The sequence below is a fragment of the Herbaspirillum robiniae genome, from assembly GCF_002213415.1.
Classification (GTDB): Bacteria; Pseudomonadota; Gammaproteobacteria; order Burkholderiales; family Burkholderiaceae_D; genus Herbaspirillum; species Herbaspirillum robiniae.
Genome location: NZ_NJGU01000005.1, coordinates 78,338 through 94,902, shown reverse-complemented (window position 1 = coordinate 94,902; position 16,565 = coordinate 78,338). Strand labels below are relative to the sequence as shown.

The window sequence follows — 16,565 nt, the reverse complement described above, 5'->3', positions numbered from 1 at the left end:
TTGCCTTGCTTTGGTCTTTGCTTTACTGCGCCTGCCTGGCCTGTTTCGCCAGGGCAATCAGGGCATTGGTGGAAGCATCGTGCAGCGCCGGGTTGGACTCTGCCTTGAGCTCGCCGTGAATCGTCTTGGCCAGCACCTTGCCCAGCTCCACGCCCCACTGGTCGAAACTGTTGATGCCCCAGATCGCGCCCTGCACGAAGGTCTTGTGCTCATACAGCGCGATCAGCGAGCCCAGCGATTTCGGCGTCAGCTCGGGCAGCAGGATGGTGTTGCTGGGACGGTTGCCGTCGAAGGTTTTGTGCGGCAAAAGCGCGTTCAGTTCCGCGTCGTCCACGCCTTGCCGTTGCAGGTCGGCGCGCACTTCGCCGGCATCCTTGCCGCGCATGAAGGCTTCCGACTGCGCGAAGCAGTTGGCCAGCAGCACGTCATGGTGGTCGGCGATGCCGTGGGTGGGCTTGAGCACGGCGATGAAGTCGATCGGCGTGACGTCGGTGCCCTGGTGCAGCAGCTGGAAGAAGGCGTGCTGGCCGTTGGTGCCGACGTCGCCCCAGATGAAGGGGCAGGTGGCCACGCCCACCGGCGTGCCGTCGCGGGTGATGCGCTTGCCGTTGCTCTCCATGTCGAGCTGCTGGAGATAGGCCGGGAAGTAGCGCAGCCACTGGTGGTAAGGCGCGATCGACAGCGATTCGCTGTTGTAGAAGTTGCGGTTCCAGATGCCGATCAGGGCCTGGATCACCGGCATGTTGGCTTCCAGCGGCGCTTCGCGGAAATGGCGGTCCATCTCGTGGGCGCCGGCCAGGAAGGCAGAAAAGTTGTCGAAACCCACCAGCAGCGCGATCGACAGGCCGATCGCCGACCACACCGAATAGCGCCCGCCGACCCAGTCCCAGAAGGGGAACATGTTCGCGGTATCGATGCCGAACGCGGCGACTTCGGTCGCATTGGTCGACACCGCCACGAAATGGCGCGCCAGGTCGGCTTCTTTGCCGTGGCGCAGGAACCAGGCGCGCGCCGACTTGGCGTTGAGCATGGTTTCCTGGGTGGTGAATGTCTTGGAGGCAACGATGAACAGTGTTGTCTCGGGATCAACCCGCGAGAGCACCTCGTGCAGGTCGTGGCCGTCGACGTTGGAGACGAAGTGGGCCTTCAGGCGGGCATGGGCGTAGTCGTGCAGCGCCGTGCACACCATCTGCGGGCCGAGGAAGGAACCGCCGATGCCGATGTTGACGATGTCGGTGATTTCGCGCCCGGTGTAGCCGCGCCACTGGCCGTCGCGCACGCGCCCGGCGAAATCGCGGATATGTCCGAGCACGGCTTGAACGTCCGGACCGACCTGCTGTCCATCCACCTGCACCGTACAGGCGCCGGCCGGTGCGCGCAGTGCAGTGTGCAAGACCGCGCGATGTTCGGTAAAGTTGATCTTCTCGCCGCCGAACATGGCGTCGCGCAGCGCTTCAACACCGCGCTCGCGCGCCAGGCTCATCAGCAGGGACAGGGTGTCGGACCCGACGCGGTTCTTGGAGTAGTCCAGCAGCAGGCCGGCGGCGCGCACCGACATGCGCTCGAAACGGTCGGGCTGTTGCGCAAACAGGTCGCGCATGTGCCAGCCGGCGGCCTGGGCATGATGCTGCTGCAGGGCTTGGAAAGCGGCCGTGTCTGTCAGGGCGGTGGTGTGCATGTGTCTTCAGTCTGTTGGCGGCGCGGCGTTGCTGGCATGGCGCGCACGGCTTGTATTCTTGGATATGACGGCCAGACTATACATCAATTGCAGCAGGAATGGTAATTTCACTACAGTTTATGACGAAGCCGTGACAAATGCCGATGTTCTTCTGTTTTGCCCTGAAATGCTTGCTGAGCAGGGCTTTTCGCAGTTTTTGAAGCGGCGTTGAAAAATAGGTCCGGCGTCGCATCTCATCGCGATCTAAGTGTATGATTTCATTCGTTGAAAATTGTGTAGTAAAATTACATTGTTAACGCTAACAGGAAACCGACAATGCCTCTCAACGCTACCTTAGCCAGCGTCACCCGACGCATCGCCGAACGTAGCCGTCCCTACCGGACCGCCTACCTCGAACGACTCGAAGCGGCCCGCCGCAAGGGCGCACAGCGCGGCGCGCTGGCCTGTACCAACCTGGCCCACGGCTTTGCCGCCTTCCCGGCCAACGACAAGCTCAAGCTGAAGGAAGACAAGGCGCCGTCGCTGGCCATCGTCTCGGCCTACAACGACATGCTCTCGGCGCACCAGCCGTTCGAGCGTTTCCCCCAGATCCTGAAAGACGCCGCGCGCGAAGTGGGCGCAGTGGCGCAGTTCGCCGGCGGCACGCCGGCCATGTGCGACGGCGTGACGCAAGGGCAGACCGGCATGGAAATGTCGCTGTTCTCGCGCGACGCCATCGCCATGGCGGCCGCCATCGCGCTGTCGCACAATATGTTCGACGCCGCGCTGTACCTGGGCGTGTGCGACAAGATCGTGCCGGGCCTGCTGATCGGCGCGCTGCACTTCGGCCACCTGCCGGCGGTGTTCGTGCCGGCAGGTCCCATGACCAGCGGCATGAGCAACAGCGACAAGGTCAAGATCCGCCAGCTCTACACCGCCGGCAAGATCGGCCGCGCCGAGCTGCTGGAGGCTGAGTCCAAGTCCTACCACGGCGCCGGCACCTGCACCTTCTACGGCACCGCCAACAGCAACCAGATGCTGATGGAAGCGATGGGCCTGCACCTGCCGGGCGCCGCCTTCATCACTCCCAACACGCCGCTGCGCGACGCGCTGACGGCTGCCGCCGCCAGGCAGGCCGCCAAGATCACCGACCTCGGTTCGCAATACACCCCGGTGGGCCGCATGATCGACGAGAAGGCCATCGTCAACGCCATCGTCGCGTTGCACGCCACCGGCGGCTCGACCAACCACACGCTGCACCTGGTGGCCATCGCCAAGGCGGCCGGCATCGTGATCGACTGGGACGACTTCGACAAGCTCTCGGCCGTGGTGCCGCTGGTCACCAAGATCTACCCGAACGGCACGGCCGACGTGAACCATTTCCACGCCGCCGGCGGCACCGGGTTCGTGCTGCGCGAGCTGATCGACGCCGGCCTGATGCACGACGACGTCACCACCATCCTCGGCCAGGGCCTGCGCCAGCATTGCAAGGAGCCGATGCTGGACGGCGACGCACCCGAGGGCAAGGTCGGCCGGGTGAGCTGGCAGGACGTGCCGGCCACCAGCGGCGACGAAGGCGTGCTGGGCACGGTCGCCAAGCCGTTCTCGGCCGACGGCGGACTGAAGCTGTTGCAGGGCAACCTGGGCCGCGCCGTGATCAAGATCTCGGCCGTCAAGCACGAGCACCGCGCCGTGCAGGCGCCGGCCATCGTGTTCCATTCGCAGGAAGCCTTCATGGCCGCCTTCAAGGCCGGCGAGCTGGACCGCGATTTCATCGCCGTCATCACCTTCCAGGGTCCGCGCGCCAACGGCATGCCGGAACTGCACGCGCTGACCCCGGCGCTGGGCATCCTGCAGGACAAGGGCCGCCATGTCGCACTGGTGACCGATGGACGGATGTCGGGCGCATCGGGTAAAGTGCCGGCCGCGATCCACGTCACGCCTGAAGTGCTGGGCGGCGGTCCGCTGGGCCGCGTGCGCAACGGCGACATGATCCGCCTGGACGCCGAAGCCGGCGTGCTGGAGGCGCTGGTGCCGCAGGACGAATGGGACAAGCGCGGGCAAGACGAGAGCGACCTGTTCGACAACCAGCACGGCATGGGCCGCGAGCTGTTTGCCATGTTCCGTAACACCGTCGGTACGGCGGAAGAGGGCGGGGCCACCTTCGGCCTGCCTCCGATCAGAGAGAAAGAGAAGACAACGGTATGAAGACTACACTGGAAATCATGCGCGCCTCGCCGGTCATCCCGGTGATTGCGATCGACAAGTTCGAACACGCCGTTCCACTGGCGAAGGCGCTGGTCGCGGGCGGCATCCGCGTGCTGGAAATCACGCTGCGCACCGAGCACGGCCTGCCGGCCATCCGCGCGATCGCCGAGTCGGTGCCTGACGCCATCGTCGGCGTCGGCACCCTGACCGCGCCGGAAGAGTTCGCCGCCTCGCGCGACGCCGGCGCCGTCTTCGGCGTCTCGCCGGGCCTGACCCCGGCGCTGATCGAAGCCGCCAAACGCAGCGGCCTGCCGCTGCTGCCGGGCGTGATGACGCCGTCCGAAGTGATGGCCGCGCGCGAAGCGGGCTTCCGCCAGTTGAAGCTGTTCCCGGCGGTGCCGGCCGGCGGCGTGGGCATGCTCAACGGCATCGCCGGCCCCCTGGGCGACGTCGCCTTCTGCCCCACCGGCGGCATCACGCAAGAGACCGCGCCGCAGTTCCTGGCGTGCAAGAACGTGGTCTGCGTGGGCGGCTCCTGGCTGACCCCGAAGGCGGCGATCGAAGCCGGCGACTGGGACAAGATCACCGAGCTGGCCCGTGCCGCCAGCGCGTTGAAGAAGGCTTGATCGCCGACGCGGCGGCGCGCCCCGGTGCGTCGTCGCGCGGCTGCTCGGTTCGAACGGGAGTGATGTTGCCATCTGATGGGAAAACAGCTCGGACCGGGTAGTGCATACGTTTCAAGCGGCCAAAGAAAAACGGGCGACACCGATGATGGTGTCGCCCGTTTTTCTTTGCCGCTTCTGTCGCTTATCTGAAGCCAGCGTGAGGCTTATCTGATCTGCGCCGCAGACTTGGGCGCCTGCGGATTGCGATAGGCAATCAGCAGCAGCACGATGCCCAGCACGATCATCGGCACCGACAGCATCTGCCCGGCCGAGATGGTCACCGGGCCGAAGTGCACCTCGTAGTCGGGCGTGCGGAAATACTCGGTGAAGAAGCGCGCGCAGCCGTACAGCAGCGAGAACATGCCGGCCACCGCCATGCGCGGGCGCGGCTTGCGGGAGAAGAACCACAGGAGGATGAACAGCAGGATGCCGTCCACCAGCATCTGGTAGATCGGCGACGGGTGGCGCGGGATGTTGTCCACGTTGGGCCAGATCATGGCCCAGGGCAGCGAAGGATCGGCGGGACGGCCCGGCAGTTCGGCGTTGATGAAGTTGCCCAGGCGGCCGGCGGCGTAGCCCAGCGGCACCATGGGGGCGATGAAGTCCATGATGTCCATCAGCTGGTGGCCGCGTTTGCGCCCCCACAGCCACATTGCCAGCATCACGCCGAGGAAGCCGCCGTGGAAGGACATGCCGCCCTTCCATACCGCGATCATGTCGGCCGGGTTGGCGAAGTAATAGGCCGGGTTGTAGAACAGGATCTCGCCCAGGCGCCCGCCGATCACCACGCCCAGCACGCCGTAGAACAGCATGTCGTCCAGGTCCTCCTTCTTCCAGCCGGCGGCGGCGATGTGCGGCTGCCTGATGCGCAGGCGGCCCAGCGCGATGAACTGGGCGAAGGCCAGCAGATACATGAGGCCGTACCAATGGACGGCCAGCGGCCCGATCTGGACTGCGATCGGGTTGGGCATGGGGTGGATCAGCATGAGTTTGATCTTTCTGTTGTTGGGCGGAACGGCGGTTGGAGCCGCGCCGGCGATGCAAGTTCGCGGGCCGTGTCAGGCCGGGGTATCCAGCAGTTCGAGGAGGGCCCGCAGCACGGTGGACTGGCTGTCGCGCCGCCAGGCCAGGCCGGTCTGGATCTGCGGCGTGGGATCCGACAGCGGCCGGTAGTCGACCCCGGGCCGTTTCAGGTTCGACACGGATTGTGGCACAAGCGCCATTCCCATGCCAGCCGACACCAGGCCGACGATGGTCTGCATCTGGATCGCCTCCTGGCCGATATGCGGCGTGACGCCGGCATCGCGGAAGCACGACAGGATGGTGTCGTGGAAAGCCGGCGAGATGCGGCGCGGGAAGATGATCAGCGGCAGCTCGCGCAGGCTCTTCAGCGACACCGGCCCGCGTCCGCGCGCCGCGCCCTGCGGCAGCGCCGCGATCAGCGGCTCGGAGAGCACCGGGCGGCAATCCAGCACGGCGGCGGCTTTCTCCGGCAGCGGCGGCAGCAGCAGGCCGGCGTCGATCTTGCCTTGCATCAGGTCTTCCAGCTGGATGTCGGTGGTGGCTTCGCGCAGGTCGATCTGTACCTGAGGATAGCGCGCCCGAAAGCGTTGCAGCAGTGGCGGCAGGATGCTGTAGTCGGCCGTCGAGATGAAGGACAGCGACAGCAGTCCCGAGGCGCCGCTGGCCGCGCGCCGCACCAGGTCGGGCAGCGCGGCGGCCTGCTGCAGGATGCGCTGGGCCTCGGGCAGCAGCGCCACGCCGGCCGGCGTGAGCGCCACGCTGCGCTTGGTGCGCAGGAACAGCGGCGTGCCCAGCATCTCTTCGAGCGCGGCGATGGCCTGCGACAGCGGCGGCTGCGTCATGTGCAGCCGGGCGGCGGCGCGGCCGAAATGCTTCTCCTCGGCGACGGCGGCGAAGTAGCGCAATTGGCGCAGCTCCAGGCGGCTTTCGGACATGGATGCGGGCATGGATTGATATCGGCGGTGAATTAGTCTGGAACGAATAATATATTTGACACGCCAGTACCGGCAAGGCAAGCTGGCCGCAGCCAGAACGCCCGCCCCCGCCACAACCACAACCACAACAATCGACAGCGCAGGGGCAAGGCGCCGTTCGCGCCAGCGCCGTTGCCGGCTTTGGCCGAACCCTGAAGGATCCGCGAATCATTCGTCCGAGATTTCAACCAGGAGACAGCCATGCCATACAACCGCCGTTCCAGGAACATCACCGAGGGCGTGTCGCGCAGCCCCAACCGCTCCATGTACTACGCCCTCGGCTATGAAAAGGGCGACTTCGACAATCCCATGATCGGCGTGGCCAACGGCCACTCCACCATCACGCCCTGCAACGCCGGCCTGCAGAAACTGGCGGACGTTGCGATCGCCGCCATCAGGGACGCCGGCGCCAACCCGCAGGTGTTCGGCACGCCCACCATCTCGGACGGCATGTCCATGGGCACCGAGGGCATGAAGTACTCGCTGATCTCGCGCGAGGTGATCGCCGACTGCATCGAGACCGCGGTCAACGGCCAGTGGATGGACGGCGTGGTGGTCATCGGCGGCTGCGACAAGAACATGCCCGGCGGCATGATCGCGCTGGCGCGCAGCAACGTGCCGGGCATCTACGTCTACGGCGGCACCATCAAGCCGGGCAAGTGGAAGGGGCGCGACCTCACCATCGTCTCCGCCTTCGAGGCGGTCGGGGAATTCTCGGCCGGGCGCATGACGCAGGAGGACTTCGACGGCATCGAACGCAACGCCTGTCCCTCCACCGGCTCGTGCGGCGGCATGTACACCGCCAACACCATGTCGTCGTCGTTCGAGGCGCTGGGCATGGCGCTGATGTATTCGTCCACCATGGCCAATCCCGACGACGAGAAGGACGGTTCGGCCGCCGAGTCGGCGCGCGTGCTGGTGGAAGCGGTGAAGAAGGACCTCAAGCCGCGCGACATCATCACCCGCAAATCCATCGAGAACGCGGTGGCGCTGATCATGGCCACCGGCGGTTCGACCAACGCCGTGCTGCACTACCTGGCCATCGCCCACGCCGCCGAGGTCGAGTGGAACATCGACGACTTCGAGCGCATGCGCCAGAAGGTGCCGGTGATCTGCGACCTCAAGCCCTCCGGCAAATATGTGGCCACCGACCTGCACCGGGCCGGCGGCATCCCGGCGGTGCTGAAGGTGCTGCACCAGGCGGGCCTGCTGCACGGCGACTGCCTCACCATCACCGGCCGGACGCTGGCCGAAGAGCTGGAGAGCATCCCCGCATTGCGCGCCGACCAGGACGTGATCCATCCGATCGACAAGCCGCTGTACGAGCAGGGCCACCTCGCCATCCTCAAGGGCAATCTCGCCACCGAGGGCTGCGTGGCCAAGATCACCGGGCTGAAGAACCCGGTCATCACCGGTCCGGCGCGCGTGTTCGACGACGAGTACAGCGCCATGGACGCCATCCTGGCCGACAGCATCAAGCCCGGCGACGTGCTGGTGATGCGCTACCTGGGGCCCAAGGGCGGCCCCGGCATGCCGGAGATGCTGGCGCCGACCTCGGCGCTGATCGGCAAGGGCCTGGGCGAGTCGGTGGGGCTGATCACCGACGGCCGTTTCTCCGGCGGCACCTGGGGCATGGTGGTCGGCCATGTGGCGCCGGAGGCGTTCGTCGGCGGCACCATCGCGCTGGTGCAGGAGGGCGATTCCGTCACCATCGACGCGCACCGGCAGCTGATCCAGCTCAACGTGGCCGACGACGAGATCGCCCGGCGTCGCGCCGCCTGGAAGCAGCCGGCGCCGAAGTACACGCGCGGCGTGCTGGCCAAGTTCGCCACGCTGGCGTCCACCGCCAGCAAGGGGGCGGTCACCGGCTGAAGCGCCGCCGGCGGTATCCGCACAGCCCCCGGCGTTGGCGCCGGGGGCTTTTTTTATGGCGGCTCCCGCGCGCCATATGCTTTTTCACATGGGATTTGATCTATGACAGATATACGCGCCCACAGATAATGGCAAGCTCCCGAAGGCGGGTAGAATAGCCCCGCCTGCAGTCTTCCCGCGCCCCGTTTCGCGGGAGGCCGCGTTCACCGAATGCTGAGGAGCCCCCAATGAAATATCTGCTGTTGATCGCCACCCTGGTCGCCGGATCGGCCATTTCCGCCGAAGCCCTGGCCAACCCGCAGCTGGCCAAGTCCAAGAACTGCATGGCCTGCCATTCGGTGGATGCCAAGATCGTCGGCCCCGCCTTCAAGGACGTGGCCAAGAAATACGCCGGGCAGAAGGATGCCGAAACCAAGCTGACCCAGAAGGTGCTGGCCGGCGGCGGCGGCGTGTGGGGCGCGGTGCCGATGCCCGCCAACAAGGGCCAGGTCAGCGAAGCCGAGGCGCGCGAACTGGTCAAGTGGATCCTGACCCTGAAGTAAGCAATACCGTTTTTGCAGTGTGGTGCCGCGCGGGGTTGTCTGGCCCCGCCCGGTCGATGTGGAGTTGAGGAGACGCTTCGGCGTTTCCTTTTTTTTCGCCCGGGCGCGGCGAATGACGCACGGTCGCCGGCCATGCGGGCCGGGCCGCTCAGTCCACCTGTTTCTGCTGCCGCGCGTATTCGTTGCGCTTCATCGACAGATAGGATTCGCGCTCGACCTCGTGCAGCTGGCGCGGATACTGTTCGGTGGCGGCGAACCAGGCCTCCAGCCGCTTGTCCAGGCGCTGCTGCGGCGGCGCGGACAGGCCCGAGAGATACGCGTCGATGGCCAGGTAGTAGCGCATGGTGTTGCGCTCCACCGTGGCGCGCGTGCCGTCCACGTATTGCGGCTGGCCGTCGGCGTTGCGCTTGACGACTGTAAAGCCGACCTTGTCGCGTCCCACTGTCATCAGGTAGGCGCGCAGCGCCAGCTTGCTGGCCATGCCGTAGGAGTAGGAGTAACTCAGGTGCAGGAAGGAGCGGCCGTCGGCCAGCGGGATGGCCTCGATCTGGATGCGGTAGTCGGCGGTGTCCAGCGGCCCCTTGTCGGCCTGCATCGACGACGAGAGGTAGTCGGCGCCGGCGGCGCCGCCGCGATAGGAGAAGTCTACGCGGTAGGTGTCGGACAGGTCCTGCTCGATCTTCTTGCCGACGTGCATGCGCAGCATGGACTTGCCCTGCGCCGTCGACAGCCGGCAGTACTTGGTGTTGAGGTGCAGGATCAGGATGTCGCACCAGTTCTCCGGCGCGCCCAGCGCCTCGCGCACCTGCGCGAACGGATAACCCAGCACGGCGTAGATGTCGCCCTTGACGGCGCCCGAGCCTTCGCTCGACTTCAGGTAGAGCGGCTGCTTGAACTGGTTGTCGGCCAGCTCGCCCTGCAGCTCTTCATACTTCGCCTTCAAGGCAGCGGCGCCGGCGGGCTCATCGGCCAGCGCCGGGCGCAAGGCCAGCGTCGACGTCAGCAGCGTCAGCAGCAATATCTCAACAGCAAATCGTAGTAGGCGTGGTCGCAAAAGTCCCTCCGGGAAAACTCATCCTTACAGGAGCCGCGCCCACACGCTCGCGCCGAATTCCTTCATGCGCTCGCTCACGGGGCGCTGCTCCCACTCTTTCAGTGTGATTTCTTTGGAGGCGCCAAGATCCCGGTCGAACATGTTTTTCATCTGCGCGCCGAACTGCGGGCTGAGGATCACGGCGTTGATTTCCTGGTTGAACACGAAGCTGCGCCAGTCGAGGTTGGTCGACCCGACCGTGGACCAGACGCCGTCGATGATGGCGGTCTTGGAGTGCAGCAGCGCGTCCTGGCGCTCATAGATGCGGATGCCCGCTTCCAGCAGCTCCTGGTAGAACGAGCGCGAGGCGTACAGCACCAGCGAGGAGTCGCTGGTGGAGGGTAGCACCAGGCGCACGTCCACGCCGCGTTTGGCGGCATTCTTCAAGGCGTCGCGCAGTTGCGGGTCAGGCACGAAGTAGGCGTTGGTCAGGTAGATCGACGATTCGGCATGGTGGATGGCCGAGATGAAGGTGGCGTAGATCACGCTGTAGGGATCGTCCGGCGAGCTGCCGATGGCGCGCACGATCTCGCCGCCGGCGGCCGCCACCTTGGGGAAATAATTGTGTTCGCCGAGATCGGGGCCGCGCTGCTTGTTCCAGGTGTCGATGAAGAGCTTCTGGAATTCCAGCGCCACCGGGCCGTCCACGCGCACCTGGGTGTCGCGCCACGGCACCTCCTTGCTGTCGGCGTCGCGCTTGCGGCTCTTGCGCTTGCTGAAGGAGCCGGCCGAATAGACGCTGCTGATGTTGATGCCGCCGACGAAGGCGGTCTTGCCGTCCACCACCAGCAGCTTGCGGTGGTCGCGCTGGTTGACCTCCCAGTCCTTGCGCACCTGGGTCGGGTTCAGCGGATTGAATTCCAGGACCTTCACGCCGGCGTCTATCATCGGCTGGAAGAAGGCGCGCGGCGTGTTCAGCGCGCCCACGCTGTCGTACATGAGATTGACCTGCACGCCTTTCTTTTGCATCGCGATCAGCATGTCGGAGAACTGCCGGCCGACCTCGTCGTCCTCCATGATGTAGGTCTCCATGTTGATGTGGTAGCGCGCGGCCTGGATCGCCTGCGTCATCGAGGCGTAGGTGGCGGGGCCGTCGATGAGCAGCGTGACCTTGTTGCCGGTCACCAGCGGCGAACCGGTGACCGCGCCTTCCACCGCCAGGTGGCGATCGAGCAGGGTGCTGTCGCCGTTCTGCTGTTTCAGCTTGTCGAGCACCGCCTTGGTCTGCTGCTCGGAGAGGATGCCGCGGCCGCCCTTCATCTCGATGCTGCGGGCCGACTGCGTATCCATGTCGGGCACGATGGTGGGCAGCGAACCGCAGCCGACCAGCAAGGTGGACAACAGGATGAGCGCAAGCAGCGCGGCATGCATGCCGGTTCGGCTTGTATTTTTTATTGAAGCGAACGTCTTCATGACTCGTCTCGGTTGCGCGCCGCCGTCCGAGCGCGGAGATGGCCGGACGTTTTGATGGCGCTGTCCGGCTGAGTATATGCCCGGGATTTTGGGCGCTCCATACGCCATGCGGCGGAAGCGGCGGATTCCTACAGGGGAAAGCGGGAGCTGCCTACAGGGCCTGTTGCCAGGATGCCAGCGGCGATGCGGCGGGGCTAGCGGAGGAGGGCTAGCGGAGGAGGGGGAGCGGGATGGGCCGGATGCGCCGCGGCGGGCGCATCCGATGCATTGCGATGTGGTCGGCCTGGCCGGCGTTGCGGCCTCAGTAGACGTCGCGGCGATAGCGGTGCTGTTCGATCAGGTCTTCCACGGCCTGTTCGCCCAGTGCTTCGATGAGGGCGGCGTCGACGCCGGCGGCCATGCCTTCCAGGCTGCCGCAGACGTAGATGACGGCGCCCTCGGCGATCCAGCGGCGCAGCTCCTCGCCGGCTTCGCGCAGGCGGTCCTGCACGTAGACGCGTTGGCTCTGGTCGCGCGAGAAGGCCAGGTCCAGGCGCGCCAGCTTGCCTTGGGCCAGCCATTGCTCCAGTTCTTCCTGGTAGAGGAAGTCATGGCGGCGGTTGCGTTCGCCGAACAGCAGCCAGTTGCGCGCGTGGCCGGCGCCGACGCGCGCGCGCAGGTGGCCGCGCAGGCCGGCCATGCCGGAGCCGTTGCCGATGAAGATGGCGGGCACGTCGCCGGCCGGCGCGAAGTTGGCGTTTTCCACCAGGCGCACCTGCAGCGTGGCGCCGACGTCGGCGTATTCGGTCAGCCAGCCGGAGGCCAGGCCCAGGCCGTCTTCATGGCGCGCCTGGCGCACCAGCAGGTGCACCGCGCCGTCCTGCGGCACCGAGGCCACCGAGTAGCTGCGCGCGGCCAGCGGCTGCAGCGTGTCGGCCAGGGCCTGGGCGGCGGCCTGTTTGTCGTGGGTGTCGGGCGCGGCGTGCGCCAGCGGCAGCACGCTGGTGGCCAGCAAATCCTGCAGGGCGTGGCGCGCGCCGTTACTGTCGACCAGCAGCGAGCCGTCCAGGCGCAGGCGCTGCAGCAGCAGCGCGATGCGGTCCGGCGCGTGGCGCGGCAGCACCTCGGCCAGCGCGCCGGCCTGCCAGGCGCCGTCGTTGGCGGCGTGGCGCAGCTCGATGTGGAAGATGGGTTCGCCCTGGCTGCCCGGGTTCAGCTGCAGGCGTTCGGACAGCGACCAGGCCTGCCATCCCGCTTGCGGCGCGACGGCGGTGTCGCGCGGGGCCTGCCGGCCGGCGACGGCGGCGTCGATGACGCCGTGGGAGGCCAGCATCGACTCCCATTTCTGCAGCCCGGCAGGTTCCATGCGGTCCACCTCCACCAGCGGGAACAGCGCCTTGGCGCCGCGGTTGCGCAGCCAGTGGTCGAGCGTGTGGCCGAAGCCGCAGTACTTGACGTAGTTGCGGTCGCCCAGCGCCAGCAAGGCGTATTCGACATGCGCCAGCGACTCGCCCGAACTCATGCGCATGCGACGCTCGAAGGCGCGCGCGCTGTCGGGCGCGTCGCCTTCGCCGAAGGTGCTGGCGATGAACAGGATACGCTGGTGGTGGCGCAGTTTCTCGGGCGTGGTGCGCGCCAGCGACTGCACCGTCACTTCGGCGCCGGACTGGCGCAGCAGGGCGGCGGTGTGCAGCGCCACGCGTTCGGCCTGGCCGGCCTGCGAGGCATAGGCCACCAGGAAGGGGCCGCGCGCGGTCACCTCATTGGCCGCCGGCGGGGCGGCCTGTTCGGTGCGGGCCAGCGCGGCGCGTTCGGCGCGCAGCGCCGCCTTCTTGCGGCGGCGGTCGAGATAGAGCATCCAGCCGGTGATGCCGAACAGCGGCATCATCAGGCTGGCCAGCGCCATGATGATGCGGCCCGGCAGGCCGAAGAAGGTGCCCATGTGCAGCGGGTAGATGGCGGCGATGGCCTTGCCGCCGAAACTCTTGTCTTCGTACAGTTCGAGCTGCTTCACCTCGCCGGTCTGCGGCAGCACCGTCATGCGGCTGCGGGCGCGCTCATGCGGCGCGTTCTCGCCGAGGAAGAGGATCTGGATCGGCTGCGTGGATTTCTCCGGCAGGCGCATCTGGGCGTTCTCGAAATGCGGCACCTTGGCGATGAAGGCCTGCCACGCCAGCGTCAGCTCCAGCGGCGCGGGGGCGGCTTCCTGGCCTTTGTCTTTGTGCGCGTGCTCGCCGCCCTGGCGCTTGCCTTCATTGCCGCCGGCGCGCTGCATCTGCGGCGGGCGGCCTTCGCCGGCCAGGGTGTTGATGCCTTGCTTGAACCAGTCCAGCGCCCAGTAGGTGCCGGTGATGGAGAAGATCACATACATCACCAGCAGCCAGGTGCCGATGATGGAGTGCAGGTTCCACAGGAAGGAGCGACCCTGCAGCTGGAAGTCCAGCCGGAACCAGGCGCTCAGCGACAAGGGCCGGCGCGGCCAGCGCAGGTACAGGCCCGACAGCGCCAGCGTGAGCAGCCCCAGTCCCAGCGTGCCCAGCACGATCTTGCCGATCTCGGTGGGCAGCAGCAGCCAGCGGTGGAAGCGCTCGGTGATCTCGAAGAATTCCATGCCGGTCGGCGGCGGCAGCACCGCGCCGGTGTAGGGATCGACATAGCGCGCCTCGCCGCGGCGCACGCCCGGCGGCGGCGCGAACACCACGCGCGCGGAGGCGCCCGGCTGCGGCGTGATCGACATCGAGGTGACGCGGCGCTCCGGCTCCTGGTCGCGGATCTTCTCCAGCAGCTGCTGCGGCGTCAGGGCTTGCTGCTCCTGCACCTTGACATGCATCACGCCCGGGCTCAGGACGTCCATGATTTCTTCACGGAAGGCCAGCAGGGCGCCGGACACGCCGATGGTCATCAGGATGGTGCCGGCGGTGATGCCGATGAACCAGTGGATTTGGAACCAGATATTCTTGAACATGCTGTTGGCGCTGCGTCTGTGCGTGCGGCGGCCCCCGGGCGCGCCGCGTCTTGTTATGGGTGCCGTGGAAGAGATCAGCCGCGGCCCGGCTTGCCTGGCCGGCGCACTGCGATTGCCGGCTGGCAATGAGCGCGCGGAAGCAACCATCCATTATAGAACGGCTGTAAATGATAATGATTGGCGTTTGTCTTTATTTCGCGGCGGCGTGTCGTACGCGCCGCGAAATATTGTCATCCGGGAAACGAAACCGGCGTCAGTCCTCGATCATCGCCAGCATGCCGCGCGTGAAGGCGCTGCCGGCGTCGGCGGCCACATCGATGATGCTCAGGTGGTGCGCGTCGGGCGCTTGGGCGATCAGCACCTCGTGCCCGGATTGCCGCAGGTTGGCGGCGTAGGCGTCGCGCTGGCGCAGGAACTCGTCGCTTTCCTTGCCGCCGGCGCACAGCAGCGCCTTCGCCTGCTGCGGCAGGAAGCGGCGCACCGGGCTGGCCTGCTCGGCGTCGCCGGGCGAGAGGTGCAGGATTTCATTGAGGTAGCACAGCCTGACCGGCTCCAGGTCATAGATGCCGCTGAGGCAGGCGATGCCGCGCACCGGCACCGCGCCCAGCGCCGCGATCAGCGAGGCGAGGTGGCCGCCGGCCGAATGGCCCATCAGCCAGATCGCGCCGGCGTCGAAGCCCAGCGCCGCCGCCTTGGCGTGCAGCAGCCGCAAGGCGCGCGCGCAGTCGGCGGCGATGTCGCCCATCTTGACCTGCGGCGCCAGCCGGTAGTTGAGCAGGGCGACGTTGATGCCGGCCGCAAGATAAGGCTCGGCCAGGTGGCTGAACTGGTCCTTGTCCAGCGAGCGCCAGTAGCCGCCGTGGATGAAGACCAGCAGGGGCCGGCCGTTGGCGCTGGCGGGGAAGAAATCGAAGGTCTGCAGCGGATCCTCGCCGTAGGGCACGTCGGCCAGGTGCGGATGGGCTTCGCGCACCGCCTGCGCCTGGCGCGCGAAGCGGTCGAAGTAGTCCTGGAAGTCGGTGATGCCCAGCCTGACGTTGTACTGCCGGTCCAGCTCGTCTCGCGTGTAGTCGCGGTAGATCTTCATGCGATGTCCCTTTTGGTATTGGCTCGTCCGGTCCTGGCCGGCTCGGCATTGCCTGGCGCTATTCGGCGAAATGTTCGGAGATGAAGCCGCGCAGCCATTGGTTGCCCTCATCCTGATTGTACCGGCGATGCCAGAAAATATTGGTCTGTAATGAGGGCAGGCGCAGCGGCGGTTTGACATAGCGCAGTCCGAACGGCTCGGCCGCGCTCTCGGCCAGCTTGCGCGGCACCGTCACGACCAGCCCGGTGGTGCTGACGATGTAGGGCACCGCGGTGAAGTGCGGCACCCGGAAACGCACGCGCGGCAGCACGCCGGCCTTTTCCAGGTTCTGGTTGATGCGGTCGTAGGGGCTCTCCAGCGACGACACCATCAGGTGCTCGGCGGCAAGGAAATCCTTGAGCGTGATCTCGTCCCTGCCGTCCAGCGGATGGCCGACCCGGAACATGCTCACGTAGTTCTGGCGGAACAGCCGGCGCTGGTAGAGCGCGCCGGAGACATTGTCGAACGCGCCGATGGCCAGGTCCACCCGGCCCGATTCCATCTCGTTTTTCAGGTCGATGGCGCCGGCGCGCACGGTGCTGATGCGCACGCCCGGCGCCAGGCGGCCGCAGGTCTCGATCAGCGCCGGCATGAAGTAGACCTCGCCGACGTCGGTCATGGCGATGGTGAAGTGGCGTTCGCTGGACTGCGGCGAGAAGCCTTCCTGCAGGTTGAGCGCGCGCGAGACTTGCTGCAGCGCCGCAGCCACCGGCTCGGCCAGGTGCTCGGCGAACGGCGTGGGCTGCATGCCTTGCGCGGTGCGCACGAACAACTCGTCGCCGAAGCTGCGCCGCAGCCGCGCCAGCGCGTTGCTGACCGCCGGCTGCGACAGGCCCAGGCGGCGCGCCACGGAAGAGATCTGGCGTTCCTGGAACACTTCCTGGAAGACCACCAGCAGGTTGAGGTCGATGTCGCGGGGTTCGATCATGGCGGTGCGGCCGGCAAAGCCGACCAATATTCATGAAATCAATGGACTGGATTTTGGCATTTATATCGTAAAAGAAAGTCGATTGCACTAGAGTGTCAACGCAATAAGAACAATTAACGA

12 protein-coding genes are annotated in these 16,565 nt (G+C 66.5%); 4 read left to right on the top strand and 8 right to left on the bottom strand.

Annotated elements, in window-relative coordinates; all coding sequences use genetic code 11:
• Positions 1 to 22: 22 nt before the first annotated feature.
• On the bottom strand, positions 23 to 1,678 hold the full coding sequence (pgi, locus tag CEJ42_RS09785) for a glucose-6-phosphate isomerase (RefSeq protein WP_088750852.1): 1,656 nt from the start codon (positions 1,676 to 1,678) through the stop codon (positions 23 to 25).
• 315 nt (positions 1,679 to 1,993) lie between these two features.
• Here pgi and edd point away from each other — a divergent pair, with 315 nt between their 5' ends.
• Together edd and CEJ42_RS09775 are read left to right on the top strand one after the other, a co-directional pair.
• Entirely contained in the window at positions 1,994 to 3,865 is a 1,872-nt protein-coding gene (edd, locus tag CEJ42_RS09780) for a phosphogluconate dehydratase (protein ID WP_079216291.1), read from the top strand.
• A complete protein-coding gene (locus CEJ42_RS09775; RefSeq protein WP_079216289.1) occupies positions 3,862 to 4,491 on the top strand; it encodes a bifunctional 4-hydroxy-2-oxoglutarate aldolase/2-dehydro-3-deoxy-phosphogluconate aldolase in 630 nt (209 codons plus the stop codon). The genes edd and CEJ42_RS09775 overlap by 4 nt, the downstream gene beginning before the upstream one ends.
• A gap of 203 nt (positions 4,492 to 4,694) precedes the next feature.
• Here the strand turns inward: CEJ42_RS09775 and lgt are convergent, their stop codons facing one another.
• Positions 4,695 to 5,516, bottom strand: coding sequence for a prolipoprotein diacylglyceryl transferase (gene lgt, locus CEJ42_RS09770; protein ID WP_088750850.1), 822 nt, complete (start codon positions 5,514 to 5,516; stop codon positions 4,695 to 4,697).
• A gap of 72 nt (positions 5,517 to 5,588) precedes the next feature.
• The gene (locus CEJ42_RS09765) at positions 5,589 to 6,500 is read right to left on the bottom strand and encodes a LysR family transcriptional regulator (RefSeq protein ID WP_420809783.1); all 912 of its coding nucleotides are present in this window, start codon (positions 6,498 to 6,500) and stop codon (positions 5,589 to 5,591) included.
• 228 nt (positions 6,501 to 6,728) lie between these two features.
• Here CEJ42_RS09765 and ilvD point away from each other — a divergent pair, with 228 nt between their 5' ends.
• Complete coding sequence (gene ilvD, locus CEJ42_RS09760; protein ID WP_088750848.1) at positions 6,729 to 8,399, top strand: dihydroxy-acid dehydratase; 1,671 nt, start codon at positions 6,729 to 6,731, stop codon at positions 8,397 to 8,399.
• A 227-nt stretch (positions 8,400 to 8,626) separates the two neighbouring features.
• Positions 8,627 to 8,941, top strand: a complete 315-nt coding sequence (locus CEJ42_RS09755; RefSeq protein ID WP_079216283.1) for a c-type cytochrome — start codon at positions 8,627 to 8,629, stop codon at positions 8,939 to 8,941.
• A 148-nt stretch (positions 8,942 to 9,089) separates the two neighbouring features.
• Here CEJ42_RS09755 and CEJ42_RS09750 read toward each other — a convergent pair whose 3' ends face one another.
• From CEJ42_RS09750 to CEJ42_RS09730, 5 genes are all read right to left on the bottom strand, one after another.
• Complete coding sequence (locus CEJ42_RS09750; RefSeq protein ID WP_338064253.1) at positions 9,090 to 9,959, bottom strand: hypothetical protein; 870 nt, start codon at positions 9,957 to 9,959, stop codon at positions 9,090 to 9,092.
• Between the two features lie 60 nt (positions 9,960 to 10,019).
• Positions 10,020 to 11,405 carry a cardiolipin synthase gene (cls, locus tag CEJ42_RS09745; protein ID WP_243397836.1) on the bottom strand — a complete coding sequence of 462 codons (1,386 nt, stop codon included), beginning with the start codon at positions 11,403 to 11,405 and terminating at the stop codon, positions 10,020 to 10,022.
• Between the two features lie 343 nt (positions 11,406 to 11,748).
• Positions 11,749 to 14,391, bottom strand: a complete 2,643-nt coding sequence (locus CEJ42_RS09740; RefSeq protein WP_088750844.1) for a sulfite reductase flavoprotein subunit alpha — start codon at positions 14,389 to 14,391, stop codon at positions 11,749 to 11,751.
• A 253-nt stretch (positions 14,392 to 14,644) separates the two neighbouring features.
• Positions 14,645 to 15,478, bottom strand: coding sequence for an alpha/beta hydrolase (locus tag CEJ42_RS09735; protein WP_088750842.1), 834 nt, complete (start codon positions 15,476 to 15,478; stop codon positions 14,645 to 14,647).
• 58 nt (positions 15,479 to 15,536) lie between these two features.
• Positions 15,537 to 16,445, bottom strand: a complete 909-nt coding sequence (locus CEJ42_RS09730) for a LysR family transcriptional regulator (protein WP_079219180.1) — start codon at positions 16,443 to 16,445, stop codon at positions 15,537 to 15,539.
• Positions 16,446 to 16,565: the final 120 nt, after the last annotated feature.